This is a genomic window from Nonomuraea sp. NPDC050227, assembly GCF_044459705.1.
Classification (GTDB): domain Bacteria; phylum Actinomycetota; class Actinomycetes; order Streptosporangiales; family Streptosporangiaceae; genus Nonomuraea.
On the sequence record NZ_JBITJF010000011.1, the window covers coordinates 73618 to 96671 of the forward strand.

24 protein-coding genes are annotated in these 23054 nt (G+C 72.4%); 15 read left to right on the forward strand and 9 right to left on the reverse strand.

The window, feature by feature from the left end:
• The first annotated feature begins 15 nt into the window (after nt 1–15).
• Nucleotides 16–1347 (forward strand): MFS transporter, encoded by a 1332-nt coding sequence (locus ACIBK9_RS36040; RefSeq protein ID WP_397163156.1) that lies wholly within the window; start codon nt 16–18, stop codon nt 1345–1347.
• Entirely contained in the window at nt 1344–1757 is a 414-nt protein-coding gene (locus ACIBK9_RS36045; RefSeq protein WP_397163158.1) for a hemerythrin domain-containing protein, read from the forward strand. Before ACIBK9_RS36040 ends, ACIBK9_RS36045 begins: the two co-directional genes overlap by 4 nt.
• Before the next feature lie 15 nt (nt 1758–1772).
• On the opposite strand, the gene ACIBK9_RS36050 is transcribed toward ACIBK9_RS36045, so the two are convergent.
• From ACIBK9_RS36050 to ACIBK9_RS36060, 3 genes are all read right to left on the reverse strand, one after another.
• Entirely contained in the window at nt 1773–2636 is an 864-nt protein-coding gene (locus tag ACIBK9_RS36050) for a pyridoxamine 5'-phosphate oxidase family protein (RefSeq protein WP_397163160.1), read from the reverse strand.
• Complete coding sequence (locus ACIBK9_RS36055; RefSeq protein WP_397163161.1) at nt 2637–3080, reverse strand: VOC family protein; 444 nt, start codon at nt 3078–3080, stop codon at nt 2637–2639.
• Nucleotides 3081–3168: 88 nt separating this feature from the next.
• Nucleotides 3169–3744, reverse strand: a complete 576-nt coding sequence (locus ACIBK9_RS36060; RefSeq protein ID WP_397163163.1) for a CGNR zinc finger domain-containing protein — start codon at nt 3742–3744, stop codon at nt 3169–3171.
• A 98-nt stretch (nt 3745–3842) separates the two neighbouring features.
• Between ACIBK9_RS36060 and ACIBK9_RS36065 the strand changes: the two genes are divergently transcribed.
• Entirely contained in the window at nt 3843–4472 is a 630-nt protein-coding gene (locus ACIBK9_RS36065; protein WP_397163164.1) for a TetR/AcrR family transcriptional regulator, read from the forward strand.
• Entirely contained in the window at nt 4469–5950 is a 1482-nt protein-coding gene (locus ACIBK9_RS36070; protein ID WP_397163165.1) for an FAD-dependent monooxygenase, read from the forward strand. Before ACIBK9_RS36065 ends, ACIBK9_RS36070 begins: the two co-directional genes overlap by 4 nt.
• Here ACIBK9_RS36070 and ACIBK9_RS36075 read toward each other — a convergent pair.
• Nucleotides 5909–6523, reverse strand: coding sequence for a TetR family transcriptional regulator C-terminal domain-containing protein (locus ACIBK9_RS36075; RefSeq protein WP_358284086.1), 615 nt, complete (start codon nt 6521–6523; stop codon nt 5909–5911). The two genes, ACIBK9_RS36070 and ACIBK9_RS36075, sit on opposite strands and share 42 nt — an antisense overlap.
• A 38-nt stretch (nt 6524–6561) precedes the next feature.
• Between ACIBK9_RS36075 and ACIBK9_RS36080 the strand changes: the two genes are divergently transcribed.
• On the forward strand, nt 6562–7011 hold the full coding sequence (locus tag ACIBK9_RS36080) for a hypothetical protein (protein ID WP_397163166.1): 450 nt from the start codon (nt 6562–6564) through the stop codon (nt 7009–7011).
• 38 nt (nt 7012–7049) lie between these two features.
• On the forward strand, nt 7050–7814 hold the full coding sequence (locus ACIBK9_RS36085) for a class II aldolase/adducin family protein (RefSeq protein WP_352357888.1): 765 nt from the start codon (nt 7050–7052) through the stop codon (nt 7812–7814).
• A gap of 6 nt (nt 7815–7820) precedes the next feature.
• Here ACIBK9_RS36085 and ACIBK9_RS36090 read toward each other — a convergent pair whose 3' ends face one another.
• Entirely contained in the window at nt 7821–8771 is a 951-nt protein-coding gene (locus ACIBK9_RS36090) for a GlxA family transcriptional regulator (protein ID WP_397163167.1), read from the reverse strand.
• 71 nt (nt 8772–8842) lie between these two features.
• Between ACIBK9_RS36090 and ACIBK9_RS36095 the strand changes: the two genes are divergently transcribed.
• The gene (locus ACIBK9_RS36095; RefSeq protein WP_397163169.1) at nt 8843–10111 is read left to right on the forward strand and encodes an MFS transporter; all 1269 of its coding nucleotides are present in this window, start codon (nt 8843–8845) and stop codon (nt 10109–10111) included.
• Nucleotides 10111–10779 carry a peptidyl-tRNA hydrolase gene (locus ACIBK9_RS36100; RefSeq protein ID WP_352357882.1) on the forward strand — a complete coding sequence of 223 codons (669 nt, stop codon included), beginning with the start codon at nt 10111–10113 and terminating at the stop codon, nt 10777–10779. The genes ACIBK9_RS36095 and ACIBK9_RS36100 overlap by 1 nt, the downstream gene beginning before the upstream one ends.
• On the opposite strand, the gene ACIBK9_RS36105 is transcribed toward ACIBK9_RS36100, so the two are convergent.
• Nucleotides 10769–11734: a DUF3616 domain-containing protein gene (locus tag ACIBK9_RS36105; RefSeq protein WP_397163170.1), complete on the reverse strand. Its 966-nt coding sequence runs from the start codon at nt 11732–11734 to the stop codon at nt 10769–10771. The two genes, ACIBK9_RS36100 and ACIBK9_RS36105, sit on opposite strands and share 11 nt — an antisense overlap.
• Before the next feature lie 170 nt (nt 11735–11904).
• On the opposite strand from ACIBK9_RS36105, the gene ACIBK9_RS36110 reads away from it, so the two are divergent.
• From ACIBK9_RS36110 to ACIBK9_RS36135, 6 genes are all read left to right on the forward strand, one after another.
• Nucleotides 11905–12705: a hypothetical protein gene (locus tag ACIBK9_RS36110; protein ID WP_397163171.1), complete on the forward strand. Its 801-nt coding sequence runs from the start codon at nt 11905–11907 to the stop codon at nt 12703–12705.
• Nucleotides 12706–12742: 37 nt separating this feature from the next.
• Complete coding sequence (ftsH, locus tag ACIBK9_RS36115) at nt 12743–14662, forward strand: ATP-dependent zinc metalloprotease FtsH (RefSeq protein ID WP_397163173.1); 1920 nt, start codon at nt 12743–12745, stop codon at nt 14660–14662.
• 101 nt (nt 14663–14763) lie between these two features.
• Entirely contained in the window at nt 14764–15354 is a 591-nt protein-coding gene (locus ACIBK9_RS36120; RefSeq protein WP_397163174.1) for a DUF937 domain-containing protein, read from the forward strand.
• A gap of 28 nt (nt 15355–15382) precedes the next feature.
• Nucleotides 15383–15964, forward strand: coding sequence for a nucleoside triphosphate pyrophosphatase (locus ACIBK9_RS36125; protein ID WP_352327805.1), 582 nt, complete (start codon nt 15383–15385; stop codon nt 15962–15964).
• A 10-nt stretch (nt 15965–15974) separates the two neighbouring features.
• Nucleotides 15975–16742 carry an EI24 domain-containing protein gene (locus tag ACIBK9_RS36130; RefSeq protein ID WP_397163176.1) on the forward strand — a complete coding sequence of 256 codons (768 nt, stop codon included), beginning with the start codon at nt 15975–15977 and terminating at the stop codon, nt 16740–16742.
• Nucleotides 16743–16857: 115 nt separating this feature from the next.
• On the forward strand, nt 16858–17961 hold the full coding sequence (locus ACIBK9_RS36135) for a DUF4192 domain-containing protein (RefSeq protein WP_397163178.1): 1104 nt from the start codon (nt 16858–16860) through the stop codon (nt 17959–17961).
• Between the two features lie 44 nt (nt 17962–18005).
• Here ACIBK9_RS36135 and ACIBK9_RS36140 read toward each other — a convergent pair whose 3' ends face one another.
• Nucleotides 18006–18350 (reverse strand): hypothetical protein, encoded by a 345-nt coding sequence (locus ACIBK9_RS36140; RefSeq protein ID WP_352327808.1) that lies wholly within the window; start codon nt 18348–18350, stop codon nt 18006–18008.
• Between the two features lie 130 nt (nt 18351–18480).
• Here ACIBK9_RS36140 and ACIBK9_RS36145 point away from each other — a divergent pair, with 130 nt between their 5' ends.
• Complete coding sequence (locus ACIBK9_RS36145; protein ID WP_397163180.1) at nt 18481–19077, forward strand: DUF1707 and DUF4870 domain-containing protein; 597 nt, start codon at nt 18481–18483, stop codon at nt 19075–19077.
• 861 nt (nt 19078–19938) lie between these two features.
• On the opposite strand, the gene ACIBK9_RS36150 is transcribed toward ACIBK9_RS36145, so the two are convergent.
• Together ACIBK9_RS36150 and ACIBK9_RS36155 are read right to left on the reverse strand one after the other, a co-directional pair.
• Nucleotides 19939–20766 (reverse strand): septal ring lytic transglycosylase RlpA family protein, encoded by an 828-nt coding sequence (locus ACIBK9_RS36150; RefSeq protein WP_397163181.1) that lies wholly within the window; start codon nt 20764–20766, stop codon nt 19939–19941.
• A 754-nt stretch (nt 20767–21520) separates the two neighbouring features.
• Nucleotides 21521–23044, reverse strand: coding sequence for an ATP-dependent DNA ligase (locus ACIBK9_RS36155; protein ID WP_397163183.1), 1524 nt, complete (start codon nt 23042–23044; stop codon nt 21521–21523).
• Between the last annotated feature and the right edge of the window lie 10 nt (nt 23045–23054).

Below are 23054 nucleotides of genomic sequence, written 5' to 3' on the forward strand. Positions count from 1 at the left end.
TGTTACTTTCTATACATGTATAAAAAGACATCTCCCTGGACGGCGGTGGTGGTCCTGGCGTTCGCCGTCGCCGTCGGGTCACTCCAGATGACCGTCGTCGTCCCGATGCTCCCGCTGCTCCAGAGGCAGTTCGGCGCGTCACCCACCTCCGTCTCCTGGACGCTCACCGCCGGCCTGCTGTCCGGCGCGGTCGCGATCCCGCTGCTGTCCCGGCTCGGCGACATGTACGGCCGCCGCGCCGTCGCCCTGTCCGCGCTCGCCCTGCTCGTGGCCGGTGCGGCGGTCGCCGCGCTGTCCGGCGCGCTCGGCGCGGTCGTCGCCGGACGGGTGCTCCAGGGCGTGTCCGCCGCGCTGCTCCCGCTGGCCATGGGGCTGGCCAGGCAGGCGGTCCCCGCCCACCGGCTGGCCACGGCGATCGGCGTGCTGAGCGCCACGATCGGCGTGGGCAGCGGCGGCGGCATGATCCTGGCCGGGCTGGTCGGCGGCGACCACCGGGCCATGTTCTGGATCCTGGCGGCGCTGGGCGCGCTGAGCTTCGCGCTGGTGGCGGCGCTGGTGCGGGAGGCCGTGCCGGCCGGGCGGGCGGGGCGTCCCGACCTGGTGGGGGCCGTGCTCGTCGCCGGCTGGCTGGTCTGCCTGCTGCTCGCGATCAGCAAGGGCGGCGCCTGGGGCTGGACGTCGCCGCCGACGTTGGGCCTGCTCGCGGGGGCGGTCGTGCTCGCGGTGGCGTGGGTGGTCACGGCCCGGCGCACCGCCTCGCCGCTGATCGAGATCCCCATGCTGCTGCACCGGGGCACGGTGGGGGCCACGGTGGCCTCGTTCCTCATCGGGTTCGCGCTGTTCGGGGCGATCACCACGCTGTCGGCGGTCGCCCAGGGCACCCTCGGGGCCTCGGTGCTGCAGGTGGGGCTGTATCTGCTGCCGACCACGGTGCTGATGCTCGCCGTCTCGATGCTGGCCGGGCCGCTGATGCGGCGCTTCCCGGCCGCGGCGCTGGTCTCCGGCGGCTCCGCGCTGGTCACCGCCGCCGCGGTGTGGCTGGTGGTCTTCCGCGACACCGCCGCCGACCTGTACGGGGCCGCCGCCGTCCTGGGCCTCGGCGTCGGCCTGGTGTACGCGGCGCTCGGCACGATGGCCGTCGAGCACGTCGAACCGGCCAAGACCGCCGCGGCCGGAGGCGTGAACGCGCTGGTCAGGGTCGTGGGCAGCAGCCTGGCCGGAGCCGTCGGCGCGGCCGTGTCGGCCGCCGGGGGAGCGGGCTGGAGCTTCGGCGTCGCCGCCGGGGCCGCCCTGCTGGCCGCCGTGTTCGCGGCCGTCCACCGGGCGAGGGCGGTGGCGTGGGCATGAGCGAGGAACAGCGCCTGATCGCGTGGGGCGACGAACTGGTGAAGCTGCACGACGGCTTCCGGCGGGAGCTGGCGCGCCTGCGGGCCGGCGGCGAGGGGTTCGACCTGCGCACGCACTGCCTGGCCTTCTGCGCCGCCCTGCACGCCCACCACGAGGGCGAGGACGCGGTGCTGTTCCCGCACCTGGCCGCCGAGCGTCCCGAGCTGGCCGACGTCCTGGCCCGGCTGGGGGCCGAGCACCGCGTGGTGGCCCGGCTGGTCGCCCGCGTCCGCGACCTGGCCGGCACGGACGCGAGCGCGGGCGACGAGCTCGACCGGCTGGCCGCCGAGCTGGAGGCCCACCTGGACTACGAGGAGGAACAGCTCGTCCCGCTGCTGAACGGCATGACCTCGATGCCCGAGAACCTCTGAGCCCGCCGCCCGTCGTCAGCGGGCGACAGGCGGGTTGAAGCGGTGGAGTTCCGGCGGGGTCCAGCCCGCCCCGACCGTGCCGTCCACCTCCGTGTACGCGGTCAGCTCGAACCGCACCGACCGCTGCTCCGCGGCCCAGTCCACCTCCGCCCGGCCGGTCAGGTGGAGGGTGCGGCCGGCGTCCCAGTCGACGAACAGCAGCCCGGCGGCCGGGTCGAGCTCCAGGTTGCCGAGCGTCATGTACATCGAGTTGCCGACGTAGTCCGGGAACTCCAGCGACCCCGGCCCGGTCACCCGGACGAACCCCGGGTTGCCGCCCCGGTGGGAGACGTCGGCCCCCAGGCCCGCGGCGCGGGTGGCGATGAAGAACGTGTCGGCCCGCTCGATCCACTCGACGTGGCCCGGCGCGAGCCGCGTCCCGCCGCCGACGACCTCCGGGACGCCGGGCGCGGCGGTGGGCTCGCGCGCCTGGATGTACTTGGGGCAGTTGGAGTACACCTGCTCCGTCCAGATCACCAGGCCGCCGCCCGCCTGGACGGCGGTGCCGTTCACGCGCATCCGGCGCCGGGTGTGCGGCTCGATGGCCAGCAGCCCGATGTCGCGTTCCGCCGTGAACAGGCCGCGCAGCGGCGCCGCGGGCAGGGCGCGGACGGTGATCGTGCGGTCGTCGTCGGCGTCGGCGAACCCCGGCTGCCCGGTCAGCACGTCGGCCCACACCTGGCCGAGGTCGTCGGCCGCGCCCGCGACCAGCAGGTGCTGGGCCCGCAGGAACGCGGCGGCCACCTCGGGGATCTCGGGACGGGTGCGCGAGCTGCCGAACGCGCCCGGCGTCCGCACCCCGGCGCGCGCCTGGACGGCGATCTCCCCCGGATGTCTCATTTAGAAGAATCCGCAGGTGGGAGCGCCGGCCGTGGGAGCGGGACGGTCGCCCGCGGCGCCGGGGGCGGAGATCTCCAGCCGGATGCCGTCGGGGTCCTCGAAGAACACGCCGCCGGAGGAGGCGCCCTCGCCGTGCGGGACCACGCCGTCGTGGTGCAGCTTCGCGCCGATCTCCCTGATGACCTGCTCGGCCCTGCGCACCGCGTCGAGGTCCTCGACCTGGAAGGACAGGTGGTGCAGGCCGGGCAGGGCGGTGGGGAAGCGGCCGTCGCTCTGCTGCCAGAGCGTGACGACGAGCTTGCTGTCCTGGGCGAGGAGGGCGTAGCGGCGGCCGTCCTCGGCGGACTCGTGGGCGACGGTGAAGCCGAAGACGCGGCCGTAGAACTCCTTCGACCTGTCGAGGTCGGTGACGTTGAGCCCGACGTGCCCGGTCCGGAATGACATACGACTCTCCTCGTCTAACGGTTGCACGACTGCTTGGCCGTTAGAAATTAATATAACGGCAAAAATGGGTCGTTGGCGTTAGAGAGGGCTATTTCTTGTGTTCCCGGTAGTGCCGCGCCGCCCGCGCGCGGTTGCCGCACGCCGGTGAGCACCACTCCTGGCGCGGGTGCTCCTTGACGAAATAGAGCACGCAGCGCGGGGCCCCGCAGGTGCGGAGCAGGACGCGGTCGGGGCCGGCCAGGAACTCCACGGCCGCGACGGCGAGCCGCCCCCGCAGGCGCGTGGACGGGTTCGCCTTGGTCGCGGGGGCCATGGTCAGCGCCGGCTCGCCGGTCCACGACAGCTGCGGGGCCGTGGGGGCGGCCAGGGCGGTCGCGTTGACCAGGGCCAGCGACTCGGCGAAACCGGGCAGGGTGGCCGCGTCCGCGGCGCTCGGCGGCTCCGGGGCGATCGCCCTGGCCAGCAGCGCCCGGACGGCCTGGCGCAGCCGTACGGTCTGCTCGCGCAACTCCTCCGTGGCGGTGAATCCGGGCGGCAGGTCCAGGTCGGCCGCGTGCTCGCGGAGCCATTCGGTCATCGCGGCGGCGTCGCGCAGCCGGTCGACGGGCCCGGAGCGGTCGGCTCTGACCGTGCCGGCGAACTCCATGGTCAGCGTGGTGGACATCTCTCCAATCTAACGCCTGCTCGATCGGGTGGCCGTTAGGTAAAGAATTGCTTCTACAGAAAGATTGCGTGATCAGAAAAAATGCGTACTCTGAAAGAGTGACCGGATTGAGGGAACGGAAGAAGCAGGCGACCCGCGAGGCGCTGATGGACGCGGCGCTCAAGCTGGCCTTGGAGCGCGGGCTGGAGAACGTCCGGGTGGAGGACGTCGCCGAGCTGGTCGGCGTGTCGCCGCGCACGTTCAACAACTACTTCTCCAGCAAGTACGAGGCCCTCGCCGCCCGCCACACCGACCGCGTCCGGCGGACGGTGGCCGTGCTGCGCGCCCGCCCGGCGGCCGAGCCGCTGTGGGAGGCGCTGATCGCGGCCGTCGCCGAGCCCTGGGAACACGCCTTGACCAGCCCGGGGCCGCCCGACGCCGACCGGCTGGCCCTCACCAGGCTGCTGGCCGAGGAGCCGGCGTTGCGCGCCGAGGCGCTGAAGGCCCAGTTCGCGGCCGACGGCGAGCTGGCCGCGGCCGTGGCCGAGCGCACGGGCACCGATCCGGACGAAGACCTCTACCCGCACCTGGTGGCGGCCACGGTGAGCGCCGCCGTGCAGGTGGCCGTCGGCCACTGGCTGCGCTCCGACCCGCCCGTCCCGCTGGTGCCGGTGCTGCGTGAGGCGCTGCACCGGCTGGCCGCGGGGCTGCCCGCCCCCCACCCCAGAACCGAAGGAGAGACCCCATGACCTCGACAGACGCCGCGGTCGCGGACGTCGTCATCGCCGGCGCCGGGCCCAACGGCCTGATGCTGGCCTGCGAGCTCAGCCTGGCCGGAGTCCGGCCCGTCGTGCTCGAACGCCTGCCCGCCCGCAGCGACCGGCCCAAGGCCAACGGCATCATCGGCCAGGTCGTCGGCCTGCTGCACCAGCGCGGGCTCGCCGCGGCGCCTGCGCCGGTGCCCGCGTTCGTCTTCGGCGCCATGCCGCTCGACCTGGCCGGGCTCGACGGCAACCCGCTGCGGGCGCTGCCCGTCCGGCAGCCGGAGCTGGAGGAGCTGTTCGAGCGGCGGGCCGCCGAGCTGGGCGTGCAGATCCGGCGCGGCCGCGAGCTGACCGGCTTCGAGCAGGACGCCGAGGGCGTCACGCTCGCGGTGACGGGCCCCGAAGGCCCCTTCGAGCTGCGGACGCGCTACCTGGTGGGCTGCGACGGCGCACACAGCCTGGTCAGGAAGCGGGCCGGCATCGGCTTCCCGGGGGTGAGCGCGCCCGACGTCGTCAGCCGCACGGCCCACGTCACCGTGCCGGGAGCGGCCGTGCGGCCCGGCACGGCCGAGATGGAGGTGCCCGGCCACGGCACGTTCGCGCTCTACACCTGGCACCGGACTGAGCGCGGCGCGTACGCGATGCTGCCCACGGGGCCGGGCGAGCTCTCGGTCACCGCGATGGAGTGGGGCGGCGAGGTCCCCGGCGACGACGTGCCGATGACGATCGGCGAGCTGCGCGCGAGCCTGGCCCGCGTGCTCGGGGCCGACCTGCCGCTCGCCCCGCCCACCGGCGAGGGCCCCCACCTGCTCCGGCGGCTGAACGGCCGCGAGACCCGGGTGGCCGACCGCTACCGGGCGGGCCGCGTCCTGGTGGCCGGCGACGCCGCCCACGTGCACTCGGCCATGGGCGCCCCCGGGCTCAACCTCGGCCTCCAGGACGCCGCCAACCTGGCCTGGAAGCTGGCCGCCGAGCTCCAGGGCTGGGCGCCCGAGGGGCTGCTCGACACCTACGACGCCGAGCGCAGGCCCGCCGCCGAGCGGGTGGCCCTGCACTCCAGCGCCCAGCTCGCCCTGGCCGCGCCGGGCCCCGACGTGACCGCCCTGCGCACGCTGTTCGCCGAGCTGCTGGACGACGACGCCAACCGGCGGCGCGTCGCGGCGCTCATGGCGGGCTCCGACCTGCCCTACCCGACGCCCGGCAGCGGGCATCCCCTCGCCGGCCGGTTCCTGGCCGATCTGCCCGCCGAGCCCGCGTCCCGGGCCCGTCCGCTGCTGCTCGACCGCACCGGCGAGCTGCGCGTGCGGCACGAGCGGGTCGAGACGGTCACCGTGCCGTCGTGCCCGGCCGAGGCCGTGCTGGTCCGCCCCGACGGCTACGTGGCCTGGGCGGGCACGCCGGACGAGACGCTGACGCGGGCGCTAGAGACCTGGTTCGGCAAGGGTGTCGAGGTGGCGGCGTAGACAGCGGCGCATCAGGCCGGGCGTCATCCGCTCGGGGTGCAGCACGCCCTCGACCGTGAGCCCGTCGATCAGCGCGCACAGCCGTTCGGTCTCCACCTCGACGTCGGCGTCCAGGCGGCCGTGCGCGGCGATGCCCTCGATGATCCGGCCGACCAGGCGGCGCATGCCGTCGTACGCCTCGCGGGCCTGTGGCCGCAGCTCCGGCCGGGTGCGCGCGGCCGTCGTGAAGGCCAGCCAGACCGCCGCCTCCTCCAGTCGCGGCTCGTCCAGGGGCAGCAGCTCCGACAACATCTGCTCCACCAGCTCGGCCCGCTCCTCGCCGTTCCGCGCGGCGAGCAGCGGGCCGACGCGTTCCTCCAGACGCGCGCTGATCCGCTCGATCGAGGCGCGCATCGCGAAGGTCATCAGCTCGGTGTGCCCGGCGAAGTAGTGGCGGACCGAGCCGATGGCGAGCCCGGCCTCCTCCGCCACGTTCCGCAGCGACGCCTGCTCGAACCCGGCGCGGCGCACGACCCGGAACACGGCGTCGGCCACCTCGTCGCGGCGGGCCTCGGGATCCACGACTTTCGGCATGTTGTCCTTTATAGCACGGCCCTGCTAATTTATTTAGCATGGACGTGCTACTAATCGCCGCACTCGTCGTCTACTCCGTGGCCCGGCGCATGATCGGCCAGCCGCTCGTCGCCAAGGACGTGTACGCGCCGCCGGTCATCCTCATCGGCATCGGCCTCCACGGCCTGCTCGACCTGCGCCCCACCGCGCTCGACATCATGTGGCTGGCGGTCACCGCCCTGATCGGCGTCGCCTTCGGCGCAATGCGCGCGGCCACCACGCAGATCTTCCCCAAGGACAACGAGCTCTGGCAGCGCTACACCTGGCGGACGCTGGTCGTGTGGGTCGTGACGTTCGCGATCAGCTTTGGCGTGGGCGCGCTGGCGCTGGCCACCGGCATGCACGAGGAGGTGCGCTCGATCCCGCTGTCGATCGGCGTCGGCCTGCTCGGCGAGGCCCTGGTGATCCTGGCCAGGTCGCGGACGGCGGGCGTGCCGTTCAGGCGTTAGTCTGCGGTCAGAACAACATTCTGTGCACGAGGAGAGCCATGCCGGACAACCTCATCTTCCGCCTGCCGCCGACGTTCGAGACGATCGAGGAGGAGCGGCGGCACCGCAAGGAACGCCTCGCGGCGGCGCTGCGCATCTTCGGCAGGTTCGGGTTCGAGGAGGGCGTGGCCGGGCACATCACCGCCCGCGACCCCGAGCTGAGCGACCACTTCTGGGTCAACCCGTTCGGCATGTCGTTCAAGCACGTCAGGGTCAGCGACCTCATCCTGGTCAACCACGAGGGCCAGGTCGTCGAGGGCCGCTACCACGTCAACGAGGCCGCCTTCGCCATCCACTCGCAGGTGCACCAGGCCCGTCCCGACGTCGTCGCGGCCGCCCACAGCCACTCGATCCACGGCCGCGCCCTGTCGGCGCTCGGCCAGACCATCGAGCCCATCACCCAGGACGCCTGCGCCTTCTACCAGGACAACGCGCTGTTCGACGACTACACGGGCGTCGTGACCGACCTGGAGGAGGGCAAGCGCATCGCCGCGACGCTGGGCGGCAACAAGGCCCTCGTGCTGCGCAACCACGGCCTGCTGACCGTCGGCGACACGGTCGACGCGGCCGCCTGGTGGTTCATCACCATGGAACGCTCGGCCCAGGTGCAGCTCCTGGCCAAGGCCGCCGGGCAGGTCGTGCCCATCGAGCCCGACAACGCCGCGCTCACCCACCAGCAGATCGGCAACGACCTGGTCGGCTGGATCAACTACCAGCCGCTGCACGACCAGATCGTGCGCGAGCAGCCCGACCTGTTCGAGTAGGGGCTCTCAGGAGCTGCGGAAGGTGTGCCGGTAGGTCAGCGGCGCGACGCCGACGGCCGCGTGCAGGTGCTGCCGGAGCGAGACCGCCGTGCCGAAGCCGGAGCGCCTGGCCACCTCCTCCACGCCGAGGTCGGTGGTCTCCAGCAGCCGCCTGGCGTGGCGGACGCGGTGGCCGGAGAGCCATTTGGCCGGGCTCATCCCGGTCTCCTCGCGAAAGCGTCTGGTGAAGGTGCGCACGCTCATCCTGGCGTGGGCGGCCAGCACGGCCAGGTCGAGCGGGGCGTCGAGGTGGGCCAGCATCCAGTCGCGGGTCGCGGCGGTGCCGCCGGCGCCGTCGTGCGGCAGGGGGCGCTCGATGTACTGCGCCTGGCCGCCGTCCCGCCAGGGCGGCATCACGCAGCGGCGGGCGGCCCGGTTGGCCACCTCGGTGCCGTGGTCGCGCTTGATCACGTACAGGCACAGGTCGAGGCCCGCCGCGACGCCGGCCGAGGTCAGCACGTCGCCGTCGTCCACGAAGAGCACGTCGGGGTCCAGCTTGACCTGGGGGAACAGGGCGGCGAACCGGGCCGCCTCGCGCCAGTGCGTGGTGGCCGGACGGCCGTCCAGCAGGCCCGCCGCGGCCAGCACGAACGCGCCCGTGCAGATCGACATGACCCGCGGCCGGTCCTGCAGGGCCGCGCGCAGGGTGGCGGTGATCGTGCCGTCCTTCATTGCCCGTCCCGCGTGGATGCCGGGGACCAGCACCGTGTCGGCCGTGTCCAGCACGTCGAGGTCGTGGTCGGGCAGCACGGTGTAACCGGCCGTGCAGCGGACCGGCTCGCGGTCGGGGGAGCAGGTCACGACCTCGTAGAGCTTCTCGCCGTCCGGCGTCTCGGCCGACTGGAAGACCTGGCCGGGCACGCCGAGGTCGAGCGGGGCGAAGTGGTTCAGCACGACGACCGCGACACGATGGGCCATGGCCCGATTCTTGCACATATTGGCTTTCGGGCCACTCGCGCCGTCAAAATGCGATGAATCAGGATTGGCGCATGACGTTGAGCACCACCCCCGCCCCCACGCGGACCCGCCGGATCCACCGCGCCTGGTGGGTCGCGGCCGTGGCCTTCGTGGCCATCCTCGGCGCGGCCGGCTTCCGCGCCACCCCCGGCGTGCTGATCACCCCGCTGCACGACGAGTTCGGCTGGAGCACGGGCACGATCTCGCTGGCCGTGTCGATCAACCTGGTGCTCTACGGGATGACCGCGCCCTTCGCCGCCGCGCTGATGGACCGCTTCGGCATGCGCCGCGTGGTGTCGCTGGCCCTGCTGCTGGTCGCGGTGGGCAGCGGGCTCACCGTGATCATGACGGCGAGCTGGCACCTGCTGCTGTTCTGGGGCGTGTTCATCGGGCTCGGCACCGGGTCGATGGCGCTGGTGTTCGCCGCCACGGTGACCGACCGCTGGTTCGTCCGGCACCGGGGGCTGGTCACCGGCATCCTGACCGCGGCGGGCGCGACGGGGCAGCTCGTCTTCCTGCCCGTGCTGGCCTGGCTCGCCGAGGGGCCGGGCTGGCGGGCGGCCTCCCTGACGGTGGCGGGCGCCGCGCTCGCGGTGGTGCCGTTCGTCTGGTGGCTGCTGCGCGACCACCCCGAGGAGGTGGGCACGACGGCGCTCGGCGCCGAGACGGGCGCCGTACGGACCAGGCCGGCCGGCGGGAACGCGGCGGCGCGGGCGCTGACGGTGCTGCGCTCGGCCGCGCGCACGCGGCCCTTCTGGTTCCTCGCCGGCGGCTTCGCGATCTGCGGCATGAGCACGAACGGCCTGGTCGGCACGCACTTCATCCCCGCCGCGCACGACCACGGCATGGCCGAGCCGGTCGCCGCCGGCCTGCTCGCGATCATCGGGATCTTCGACATCGCCGGGACGGTCGCCTCCGGCTGGCTCAGCGACAAGGTCAACCCCAAGCTGCTGCTCGGCGTCTACTACGGCCTGCGCGGCCTGTCGCTGATGCTGCTGCCCGGCCTGTTCGCGGCCACCACCGAGCCCAGCATGCTGATCTTCATCGTGTTCTACGGCCTGGACTGGGTGGCCACCGTGCCCCCGACCGTCGCCCTGTGCCGCCAGATCTACGGCCAGGACGGCGCGGTCGTGTTCGGCTGGGTGTTCGCCTCGCACCAGGTGGGCGCCGCCGTCGCCGCCGTGGGCGCCGGCCTGACCCGCGACCACCTCGGCGCCTACGACCTGGCCTGGTACGCCGCCGGCGCCCTCTGTCTGCTGGCCGCGGGAATGTCCCTGGCCATCCGGCATGCTAGACGGTGATGAACGAGACCGAACTGATGGTCCTCCCCCTCGTGGTCAGGATCGAGAGGGCCGCTCCCCCCGAGCGCACCGACGCGCTGGAGGCCGCCGCCATGGCCGTGCTGAGCCTGCTGGACGACCCGGGGGAGTGGGCCGCCGAGCTGCACGCCTGGCAGTCCACCGGCAAGATCCGCAAGGTGGTGCGGCGCGCCAGGGGCGCCGAGTGGCGCAGGGCCGCCGCGCTCCCCGGCCGCACGGTCGAGCACCGCACGGCGCAGGTGCGGGTGCACCCGCCCGTCCCGCTCGACGCCTGGCCCAAGGACCTGGCCCGGCTCCAGGTGGGCGGCACCGAGCTGAGCGACGCCGCCGAGCCCGGCGACCCGCCCGCCGGCCCGCCGGTCCTGTGGGAGAACCCCGTGCTGACCATGTCGGCGGGCAAGGCCATGGCCCAGGCCGGGCACGCCGCGCAGCTCGCCTGGTGGGCCAGCGACGAGGCCGAGCGGGCCGCCTGGCGGGCGGACGGCCTGGCGGTCTCCGTGCGCGCCGCGCCCGGCAGGGACGACTTCGACGCCAAGGTGGCCGCCGGGCTGCCCGTGGTGCGCGACGCCGGGTTCACCGAGATCGAGCCGGGTTCGTGCACGTTCGTCGCCGAGGCGCCCTGGCTCCTGGGACGGGTCGCTAGATCGTGAAGACGTCGGCCAGCACGCCGCCCGCCGGGGTGATCCGGGCGGGCGACGGGCTGTCGTAGACGACCATGAGCCGCCCGTCGGGCAGCACGGCCAGCCCCTCCGGATGGTCGTCGCCGACGCCGTAGGGCAGCTCCAGGACCGTCTCCAGGTCGTGCGCGGGCACCAGCCCGCCGCCCTGCCGCTCCCGCCAGCGCACGACCCGGACCGGGCCGTCCAGGCTCATCGTGGGCCCGGTGAGCAGCAGCAGGTCGCCGCCGTGCGGGCACATGTCCCGCACGCCCAGCCCGCCGAGGTCGAGGAAGTGCTTGCGGTACGGCCCGTCCAGCCGTAACCGGCCGCCGCCGTCGTCCACCGGACGGATCTCCAGCACCACCGCCCAGCCGCGCAGCACCGGCCCGCGCAGCCCCAGGTAGACCCGCTCGCCCACGACCGCGATGCCCTCGATGTCGAGCCCGTTGTCCTTGCCCGGCAGCGCCAGGAACGGCGCCAGATGGCGGTCGCCGGACAGCATGGCGGCGACGTTGCGCTCGCCGGACAGGATCGCGCCGGGCAGCGGACGCTCGCCGGTCGCGTCCAGCGGCAGGCGGACCAGGATGAACCGGTTCTCCTCGCGGACGACCGTGCCCAGCCGCCTGATCGACTTCTCCGGGCTGCCCGGCTTGGCCTTGCGGCGCTTGAGGCTGTGCGAGCCGACCGCCCACAGATGGCCGTCGGCCCTGGCCAGGCCCTCGATGTCGGCCTCGTCGAAGCGTCCGGCGGGCAGGTCCACGTAGTCGGCCAGGAAGAAGGAGCGCTCGTCGCCGAAGTGGTCGCCGGTCCAGGCGAGCCGCTCGACGGTGGCGGTCTCGTCGCCGGCCACCCACAGTCCCGACGGCTCCCACCTGATCGCGGAGAGATTCGTGTGCGTCTGGGCGAACCGGGAGTCCTCGCCGAACCGCAGTTCCACCTGTTCCACCCCGCCATGATTGCACTTCGGTCGCTTCACACACGCAATGGCGGGATATGTCGTACGCTCCCGTCGTGCTCCATGGGGAAGATGAGACCGAGGGTTCACGAGTGAGAACCACAGACCGCCCTGCGAACCCTGTTTCACCGCCCAGGCGCTCCCGCATCGGCGATGTCCGGATGCGGTCGATATATCGGGGGCTCGCCGTCGTGGCGGCCGTGGCGGTCGGCGCCACGGTGATCGTCCTGGCGCTCCCGTCCGGGCCGGACGAGGTCGTGGCGGGGCCGGTAACCGCGCCGCCGGCCGCACCCGCCTCGTCCGCACCCGCCTCATCCGGGCCGGCCCCGACGACGTCGGCCACCCCCACGCCGACGTCGTCCTCCACGCCGACGTCCTCCCTCACGCCGACCCCGACGCCGTCGCCGGGCTCCTCGCTCGCGCCCGGCTACACCGCCATGCAGGCCCTGTACGCCGACCCGCGGGTGCCCCGCCTGACCGGCCGCGTCAAGCGGATGGCCCTGCCCCGGCCGGCCAAACGGCTGGTGAAGGACCGGCGCACCGGCCTGGCCGTGCCCCGGCTGGGCAAGCCGTGGAAGACGCACGGGGCGGCGCCGTTCACCAGCAAGCAGGTGCTGCCGGCGGTGCGCGGCGGCAGGCTGCGCGGCATGCTGGTGACCTGCCCGCTGCCGATCATGGAGCAGAAGTCGCCGCGCGACACGGCGCTGCTGGCCGCGCGCTGGACGCTCAACCACCACCCCAAGGGCTCCAAGATCAGTTGGCTCGCCTCGCAACGTGTCAAAACCGGATGGATGCTCGTATACCGCGTCAAATACGGCAAACATTCCTCCCGAGCGGCCGTCGTGGTGATGGACGGGGGAATGAGCAAGCCAGGACTTGCGTTCGTCACAGTGCCTGACTCGCAGAGAAAGCGTTGGCGTGATATTGGCCGCGTCGTCTCAGGAGTGCGTGTTCTAGGCTAGAAAGATCATGTATGCGGCGATGTGGGGGAGTGACGCCGTGGAACGCTCTGGACCGCCGCAGGCACCGAACAAGGGCAAGGTCAAGCCGCCCTGGCGCTCGGAAGGCCTGCCCGGTTCGCCAGGCGGGCGGCCGAAGATCAACTGGTGGCGCTTCGTCGTCACCCTGCTCGTGGTGTACGCGGGCTTCTTCGTCGTCTCCTCCCTGGTCGACAACAACTCGGTCGAGACGATCTCCTACACCGAGTTCACCAAGCAGGTCGAGGCGAAGAACGTCAAGGACATCTACGCCCAGGGGCTGTCGGTCGAAGGCGACCTGAGGAGCTCGGCCAAGAACCCCGAGAGCAACGAGTCCTACACCAAGTTCCAGACCGAGATCCCCGCCTTCGCCAACACCGACCAGCTCGACCAGCAGCTCAAGTCGGCCCAGGTGGAGACCACGTCCAAGCCGCTGACCCGCGGCTTCTTCTCCAACCTGCTGCTGTCGCTGCTGCCCGTGCTGCTGCTGGCCGGCCTGTGGATCTGGGTCATGCGCCGCGGCGCCAGCATGATGGGCGGCGGCCTGAGCGGGCTCGGCAAGTCCAAGGCCGCCAAGCCGGTCGAGGCCCACAAGGTGCGCGTCACGTTCGACGACGTCGCCGGCATCGACGAGGTGGAGAACGAGCTCGTCGAGGTCGTCGACTACCTGAAGGACCCCGGCAAGTACCGCAGGCTGGGCGCCAAGCTGCCCAAGGGCGTGCTGCTCGCCGGCCCTCCCGGCACCGGCAAGACGCTGCTGGCCAGGGCCGTGGCGGGCGAGGCCAAGGTGCCGTACTTCTCGGCCAGCGCCTCCGAGTTCATCGAGATGATCGTCGGCGTGGGCGCCTCGCGCGTCCGCGACCTGTTCGAGGAGGCCCGCAAGGTCGCGCCCTCGATCGTGTTCATCGACGAGATCGACGCCATCGGACGGGCCCGCGGCGGCGCGGGCGGCATCGGCGGCCACGACGAGCGAGAGCAGACGCTGAACCAGATCCTCACCGAGATGGACGGCTTCTCCGGCGCCGAGGGCGTGATCGTCATCGGGGCCACCAACCGGCCCGAGATCCTCGACCCGGCGCTGCTGCGTCCCGGGCGCTTCGACCGCACGGTGCAGGTGGGCCTGCCCGACGCGGCAGGACGCACGGCCATCCTGGAGGTCCACTCGCGCGGCGTGCCGCTCGACGGCGAGGTCAGCCTCGACCGCATCGCCAAGACCACCCCCGGCATGACCGGCGCCGATCTGGCCAACCTGGTCAACGAGGCCGCACTCCTCGCCGCCAAGCGCGGCAAGGAGAAGGTCGACATGTCCGACTTCGCGGACGCGCTTGAGAAGCTCCAGCTCGGCGCCGCCCGCAGCATCGTGATGCCGGAGGAGGAGCGCACCCGCACCGCCTTCCACGAGGCCGGGCACGCCCTGCTCGGCATGCTCCAGCCCGGCGCCGACCCGGTCAGGAAGATCTCGATCATCCCCCGCGGCCGGGCGCTCGGCGTCACGCTGTCCACCCCCGACACCGACCGCTACGCCTACGACGAGCCGTACCTGCGCGGGCGCATCACCGGCGCGCTCGGCGGCATGGCGGCCGAGCAGGTCGTCTACGGCATCATCACCACCGGCGCCGAGAACGACCTCGAACAGGTCACCATGATCGCGCGCGGCATGGTGGGCCGCTGGGGCATGTCGGAGAAGATCGGCCCGCTGACCATCCTGCCCAACGACGGCTCCTCGCCGCAGGCGTCGCCGGCCACGCTGGCCACCGTCGACGAGGAGGCGCGGCGCATCGTGGACGAGTGCTACGAGCGCGCCGTCCAGGTGCTCACTGAGAACCGCGAACGGCTCGACGGCATCGTGGCGGCCCTGCTCGAACACGAGACGCTCGACGAGGCGAGCGCGTACGCCGCCGCCGGCCTGGCCAGCGGCAGCAAGCAGCCCGCCCTCGACTGAGCCCCGCGGGAGACCCGCCTTTCCCGAGACTTAGGGGAACCCCGGCCTTGCCTCGATCACGGCCGGGGAACGTCTCCCGCGACTCGGATCGGGGGACTGCCTTGACACTGAATGACGAGCTTCTCACCCAGCTCGGCGACTCAGGCGTAGACCAGATCGCCGGCATGCTCGGCACCGACACGGCCACGGCGCGCAAGGTCGTCGAGGCCGTGGCCGGCACCGTCATCGGCGGCATGGCCCGCAACGCCGAGCACCCCGACGGCGCCGAGGCCCTGCGCGGCGCCCTCGACGACCACGTCGACGCCGACCCCTTCAACGGCGACGTGGCCTCCCTGACCCGCGACGGCCACAGCATCCTCGGCCACGTCCTCGGCGGCCAGGGCACCGAACGGGCCGCGGCCGGGCTCTCGCAACTGGCCGGCGTCAGTTCCGGCACCATCATGCGGCTGCTCCCGCTGATCGCCCCCATGGTCATGTCCCTCCTGGCCGGCCGCGCCGCCAAGGCCAACATGGACGCCTCCGCCCTGGCCGCCGACCTGCGCGAGGAGCACGCCTCGCTGCCCGGTGGCCTCGGCCACCTGCTCGACGGCCTGCTGAGCGGCATCTTCGGCGGCACCGTCCCGGCACAGGGCGGCCCGTACGACCCGGCCGACCGGCAGCCCGCGAGGGGCACCCCCAACCACGACTGGTGACCGCGCGGGCCTTCGGTAAGCTGGGACGGTGATCGTTCTGGCCTCTGCCTCGCCCACCCGCCTCACCGTTCTGCGCAACGCCGGCCTCGACCCCAAGGTGATCGTCTCCGGGGTCGACGAGGACGCCTTCTCCGCGCACTCGCCGGCGGCGCTCAGCCTCGTCCTGGCCAAGGCCAAGGCACAGGCCGTCGCGAGCGGGCTGGAGGAGGGGCTGGTCATCGGCTGCGACTCGATCCTCGAACTCGACGGCCGCCCCTACGGCAAGCCCGGCACCCCCGAGGAGGCCGTCGAGCGCTGGCGCATCATGCGCGGGCGCACCGGCCGCCTGGTGACCGGCCACTGCGTGATCGACGTGCCGGCCGGCCGGCAGGCGGCGCAGGTGGCCACCACCGTGGTGCGCTTCGGCCAGCCGTCGGAGGAGGAGATCGCCGCCTACGTCGCCACCGGCGAGCCGCTCGGCCTGGCCGGCGGGTTCAGCATCGAGGGGCGCGGCGGCTGGTTCGTCGAGGGCATCGAGGGCGACCACGGCAACGTGCTCGGGGTGTCCCTGCCGCTGCTGCGCGAGCTGTTCGACGAGCTGGGTTACGCGGTCACGTCGTTCTGGCGCTAGCCTGCCGGGCATGCGATCTCTGCGCGACTTCGCCGCCGGCGTCGGCTTCTTCTTCCAGGGTCTCGGATGGGTGTCGCGGCACGGCCGGTGGTGGCTGTTCGGGCTGATCCCGGCGGTGATCGCGTTCGCCGTCTACGTGGCGGCGCTGATCCTGCTCGGCACCCACGCGCGCGAGGTGGCCGAGTTCTTCACCCCGTTCGCCGACTCGTGGAGCTGGGCCGACCTGTTCCGCACGCTGGTCGGCATCGCGATCTTCCTCGGCGGGCTGGCGCTGGCGGTGCTGACGTTCACGGCGCTGACGCTGGCGATCGGCGAGCCGTTCTACGAACGGCTCTCGGCCGAGGCCGACCCGCTGCCCGGCGCGGTGGAGCAGCCGTGGTGGCGTACGCTGCCCCGCTCGATCAGGGACAGCCTGATCACCCTGTTCTACGTGCTGCTGTTCACCGTGCCGCTGTTCTTCCTGGGGTTTGTGCCGGTGATCGGCCAGACGGTGGTGCCCGTGGTCGGCGCCTTCGTCTCCGGATTCTTCCTGACGGTCGAGCTGACCACGCTGGCCCTCGAAAGGCGGGGGGTGGCCAGGAAGGAACGGTTCGCGCTGCTGCGCCGGAACATGGCGACCACGCTGGGGTTCGGGGTGGTGGGGTTCCTGCTGTTCCTGGTGCCGTTCGTGGCGGTGGTGGCCATGCCGGCCGCGGTGGCCGGCGCCGCCCTCCTCGTACGCGCCCGCACAACCCCCACCCCACCCACCACCCCCACCCACCTGACCCCACCGGCATAACCCACCCGCGCGATACCACCGGCGTGTCCACAGGGTGGGCCGTCAGGGCGCTCGTCATCCACAGAACCGCGCTCGGGCGTTTGCGAGGCGTGCCTCCCCGGCACCCTTGACGCTCATGACGACCAACGCCCCGGCCCCCTGCCTCACGCTCACCAGCCCGGCCGACATCCTGGCCGCCGTCCCCTACCTGGTCGGCTTCCACCCCCACGACAGCCTGGTCGTGGTCGGCCTCCACCGGGGCCAGGCCAAGGTGGCCGCGAGGTGGGACCTCCCGTTCCCCCGGGGCACCCTCGACCCCCTCCCCGGCCTGCTGTCCCGTGAAGGCGTCACCGAGCTGGTCATCGTCGGCTACGGCAGAGGCGACACGGTCACACCCGCCGTCGACGAGGCCAGGCGGCTCGCCGCCGCATCGGAGATCCGCGTGGGCGAGGCGCTCCGCGCCCACGAAGGCCGCTACTGGTCCTACGTCTGCGACCTGCCCCGGTGCTGCCCGCCCGAAGGCACCCCGTACGACCCGACCACCAGCCAGATCGCCGCCGAGGCCACCGTGCGCGGCCTGGTCGCCCTCCCCGACCGCCGCAGTCTCGAACGCACGATCGCCCCCGCCGCCGGCCCGGTCCGCATGGCGATGCGACAGGCCACCGCCACCGCCGTCGCCGAGGTCCGCGCCCGCCTGGTGGCCGCCCCAGACCTGGACACCTTCGCCCGCGGCTACGTCGCCGAGGCGCTCACCGAAGTCCGCGCGACCCTGACCGCCCCCGCCGATGGCCTCCGCCTCGACGACATCGCAGCCGCCCGGCTGGGCCTGGCCCTGACCGTGATCAGAGTCCGCGACGAAGCCTGGACCATGATGCGCGAGGCCCATTTGCCTCTGTGGAAAGACCTCACCCGCCGCCTGGAGCCCCGCTTCGTCCCGCCGGCCGCCTCCCTGCTGGCCATGGCGGCCTGGCGTACGGGCGACAACATCCTGGCCACCATCGCCCTCGAACGCGCCCTCACCACCGACCCCCACTACTCGATGGCCAATCTCCTGATGCACGCCCTGCAGAGCCTGCTCTCACCCGCCGTCGTCCGAGACCGCCTGCCCAGCCCCGCCGAGCTCGACACCGCCATGGGGCCGGCCAACGGCGGCTGGCTGATCCCCATGCTCGGCCTGCTCGACGACGTCCCGCCCCCGCCGGGGCCCGACCGGCACCGGGGGCCGGGCGGGAGCGCATGAAGAAAGGGTGCCGGTGGCCTCCACCAGCACCCCTTCCGCCGGAACTACAGGCTGCCTTCTTCGCGGCGCCGGCGCTCGTTGTAAGCACGCATCCGAGGGGGATAGCCCGTCAGCTGCACGTCGTACACCGGTAACGCCAGATCTCGGGCCACCTTGTGGATCACCGCGGGCGACCCGACCCTGCGCCTGGTCCACTCGCCGTCGTCGGCCACCGCCACAGCGGTCGTGTCGGTGGCGAACGTCTCAGGCTCGACGTAGAACTCGACGCCACGCCGCGAACGTGCGAAGGCGATGAGCGCTTCGATGTCGGCATCGGTCGCCTCGCGGTCGAACCGCGCGATCTTCTGCCCGCGCAGCCGACGGATACCGTAGCGGTCTCGCCATCTCATGGATCCTTTTTATACCGTCCGGAGCGCCGGTGTCGGGGATGATCTCGGGGACAGCTCGGGGTTTCTCCCGATGGCACGTCCGGCTCCGAGGACGCAGTATGAAAGTTGACTGCCGATTCCAAGGAGAGGCATGACCATCATGGCTGGGGTACCCAAGACCCCCGGGCCGGGACAGGTGCCGCCAGCTCATCTGCGCGTCACCCACCAGGACCGAGAGCACGTCGTCGAGCACGTCAAGGCTGCCTACGCGGAGGGCCGCTTCGACAAGCTGGAGTTCGACGACCGGCTGGAACGTGCGATGACGGCGCGTACGCACGGCGACCTGATGCCCATCATGAACGAGCTGTACGGGACGATGGCGGTGCCGAGATTCGCGCCGCCGATGCCCCGGCCGGTCCGTCCGGAGCGGGCTCCGGAGAGCAACGAACGCGTCCAGGCCGCCCTCGGCCACCTGCTGATGGCCATCGGGATCCCGGTGGTGGGCCCGTTGATCCTGCTGCTCACGGCGGCCAAGACCTCTCCGTACCTGCGGCGGCATGCGCTGGAGGCCCTGAACTTCCAGCTCACCGTGGTGGGGGCGAGCTGCATCCTGCCGCTCACCGTCATCGGCATCGTGCTGCTGCCGGTTATCTGGGTCGGCGCCGTCGTCCTGGGCATCGTCGGTGGCATCTCAGCCCTGGCCGAGAGCAGCTTCCGCTACCCGCTGACGGTCCGCCTGGTCAAGTAACGCCTCCCGGCAGCACGCGGGGGGAGCCTGCTCTCGACGAAACGGCGGCGTGCGCACGGGTCGGAGAAGCCGACGCGCGGCGGCGGCTAAAAGATGGACGCGCGGATCGCAGATGCGGGGGCCTCGCGGGTACCGGATATCGGGGGGATATCCGAGAGATGGATCGCGACGTCCAAGGATCTGGATCAGGACCAAGCGATGCCGAGACCCGGGGAACTCAGATCGGGCTCAAGGAATGTCGGGGGACGTCTCAGGAATCGTGGGGGACCGGGGGCCGAGACACGCGGTACCGGGACCAAGGGACGTCGGGGGACGTCCGGGAACATCGGGGCGTCCCGGGGGAATCGGGGTGCGGGGATTTCGGGTCGGGGGGCCGAGCCATCGAAACCGCGGTATCGAGACCGCCATCGAAGAGACGTCCCGGTAGCGGGGCCGAGAGATTCAGGGACGTCTGGAAGAGCAGGGTGCACAGGGTTCGGATCGCGGGCTGCGGTAACGGTCCGACGGATGTCGGTGATGTCTGGAACCAGGTGTCCACCTAGGCCTCCAGGCATCCCGGTCGCAGCTCCCGGACATCCGGGGCCCGGTTCTCGGGTTCCAGCCCTCCGGGCATTCCGGTCGCAGCCCCGACATTCCGGGTTCGGTCCCCCGGACGACCGATGCCCGCCCCCCGAACACCCCGATCCCGATGTCGCGGTTCCATTTCCTCGGCTCCCCGGCCCTCCGATAGAGACCTGGGATGTCGGCAGCAAGGATCGGCGCATTTGTGGGATTCGTGGGGAGCGGTGTTGGGGGAGGGCCCGGCCCGCCCCCAGCGGACGAATGAGCGGGGGCGGGGCCGAGGAGAGAGAGCGAACGCGGTCAGCGGGCCAGGACTTCGTAGCGGACGGTCATCACGCCCGCGCCCAGGCTGCCGATCGCGTCGAACGCGGCCCTGGAGAGGTCGAGGCACCGGCCGCCCACGTACGGGCCGCGGTCGTTGATGCGTACGGTCACCGCCGAGCCGTTGCGCGGGTTGGTGACGCGGACACGGCTACCCAGCGGAAGGGTCTTGTGGGCGGCGGTCATGGCGGAGGGGTTGAAGCGTTCGCCGCTGGCCGTCATCTGGGGCTCGCCGTAGTAGGAGGCGCCACACGTCCCGGAGGACAGGACGCGGACCTTCGGCTTCGTGGCCCGGAGCTTGACCGGCTTGACGGTCTTGGTCGTCTTCTTCGCCGAGTCGGACGTCGCCGAGTCGGACGTCGCCGTGTCGGACGTTGCCGGGTCGGATGCCGCCGTATCCGACGAGGCTGTGTCGGAGGCCGACGTTTCGGTGGCCTCGGGCCGGGCGGCGGCGGGGGCCTTCGGCGCGGGGTTGGCGCCGTGCGGGGAGTTCGGGACGCCCTTCGCGCTCGGCCCCGAAGCAGTGGAGGTCGAGGCGCTGGGGCTCGAAGCCGCGGGAGCCGGGGTAGTGGTCCTGGCCTGGGAGACGTTGGCCGCGACCGGCGGGTTGGGGGTGCCGGTGGAGGTGGTCGCCGTGGCGGCGTCCTTGGCGGCGGTGGTGCCAGGGGCGTCGTTGCCGACGGCGGCCCAGGCGGTGGTCGAGGCGGCGGCCACTACGGCGGCCCCAGCGGCGATGGCGGTCCAGCGGCGCTTGCCCGGGGAGGGCTTGCGGTCGTTGGGGGACGATTTGTGGGAGTGCTGGCCCAAGGTAAACCACGGTCCTAGCTAGGGGACAGGAAAGGGAAAGGCCAGGTCATGGGGGGTGGGAGGCGTGTGACGGCCTGTCCGCCCGCAAGGGATGGGGGATCCGGCGGGCGAGGACGAACATATGCGACAAACAGCAGGTAAAGACAACTTAATGCGACATACAGTGACATATCTCACTTAAGGGCGCAAGAGGCCCAGAACGCCGAGCGTACGCCGAGGATCTTGGGCTTTCCGAAGAACGACAGAACTCGTCTAACACCACGCCTCCGGCCAACCCGACCGCAGCCCACAAACGGGCGCAACTTGATCTAAGGCCGCAACTGGGCTGACCATGATCTAAGGCCGCGAACGGCCCAACCCGCCCCTCAGGTCGTGACCGAGGGCATCCTCACGCCATGAACAGCAGAGCACGGAGACAAGACGGCCAACCTCCTCCTCGCCGCCGCACTCGCCGCGGTGCCTGTTCTTGGGTGTGCAGTCCGTTCGAGGAGGGTGCGCGGGGGATTGGGGGCAAGGCGTGCGGGTACCCCGTGCTCGTCGGCGCTCGCGTGCTGCTGAGCCTGCTTCTTGGGTGTGCAGTTCCGTACGGGGAAGGGTGCGAGGGTCTGTCGGCAAGGCGGTGGGGGCGGCGGTTGTTGGGTGCGGATGTGCAGGGCGTTCGGGAGTGTGCAGGGGGAAGCGACGGGAGCGGCAGGTGACCCCTCGCTTGCCTCCAAGGGGTCTGTGCTGTGGACGTGCCGCCCGGCGGGCGTGGTCAGAGCATGAGGGAGCGGACGGTGGCGACGGTGTCGGCGTCCTCGGGGCGTTTGTCCGGGCGGTAGCGCAGCACCCGGGCGAAGCGCAGCGCCATCCCCCCGGGGTAGCGCGGCGAACGCTGCACGCCGTCGAAGGCGATCTCCACCACCAGCTCGGGCCGCAGCTTGACCGCCCATTCGTCGGTGGGGCCGTCGGCGAGTTCGAGGAAGCGTTCGGTCTGCCAGGCCAGCAGCTCGTCGGTGAGCCCCTTGAACGTCTTGCCGAGCATGACGAACCCGCCCTCGGGGTCGCGCGCGCCCAGGTGCAGGTTGGACAGCTTGCCCTCGCGCCGGCCATGGCCCCACTCGGCCGCCAGGACGACCAGGTCGAGCGTGTGCCTGGGCTTGACCTTGATCCAGCCCGCGCCGCGCCGGCCGGCCGCGTACGGGGAGGACAGGGACTTCACCACCAGGCCCTCGTGGCCCGCCTTGACCACGTCGGTGAAGAACTTCTCCGCCTCGGCCACGTCGGCGGTGATCAGCCGCGGCGTCAGCAGGCCGGGCGGGACGGCGCGGGCCAGGGCCTCCTGGCGCTGGGAGTACGGCAGGTCGAGCAGGTCGGCGCCGTCGGCGCGCAGCGCGTCGAAGAAGAACACGCTGAGCGGGGTCTGCTCGCGCAGCCTGGCGACGTCGGTCTTGCTGGAGACGCGGCTCGCGGTCACCTGGAACGGGTGGGGACGCCCGTCCGGCCGCAGCGCGAGGACCTCGCCGTCGAGCACCAGGTCGGCGGCGTCGAGCCCGAGCACCGCCTCGACCAGCTCGGGCACCTGCGCGGTGATGTCGTCGAGAGTGCGGGTGAAGACCCGCACCTGCGTGCCCGAGCGGTGGGCCTGCACGCGTACGCCGTCGAGCTTCCACTCCAGGGACGCGGGCGAGCCGGCCTTCTCCAGCGCGGCGGCCACGTTGGGCGCGCTGCCGGCGAGCATGGGGGAGACCGGCCGCCCCACCTCCAGCTTGAACGCGTGCAGCGCCGCCACGCCGCCCGTCAGCGCCGCCGCGCCCACGGCGGGCAGCCAGCCGCGCAGGGTGAGCGCCCGCCGCACGTCGGCCGACGGCGCGCCGGACGCCTTGGCCAGCGCTTCGATCATCACGCCGTCGAGGGCGCCCTGGCGCAGCTCGCCGTTGAGCAGCCTGCGCATGAACTGCTGCTCCTGGCTGGTCAGCCCGGCGAACAGCTCGGCGACCAGCGCTCTGCGCGCCGCCTGCGAGCCGGGGCCGGAGACGGCCTTGATCCGGGTCAGCAGCGCGTCGACGGTCGTGAGGGTGGCGGTTGCGGCGAGTTTGGGCTGCGGGACGTCCTCCAGCGAGCGCCAGCCCACGCCGATCTGGCGCTGCGGCAGGTCGCCCGACAGGTAGGCGATGGCGATCTCCGCCTCGTCCGGGCCGACCCGGGCGAGCAGCTCGGCCAGATGCCCGACCTTGCCCAGCCGTGCGGAGGTGCGCGTCACCGCGTCGGAGGTCCGGACCACGTCGATCAGAAGCACACCGCTATCG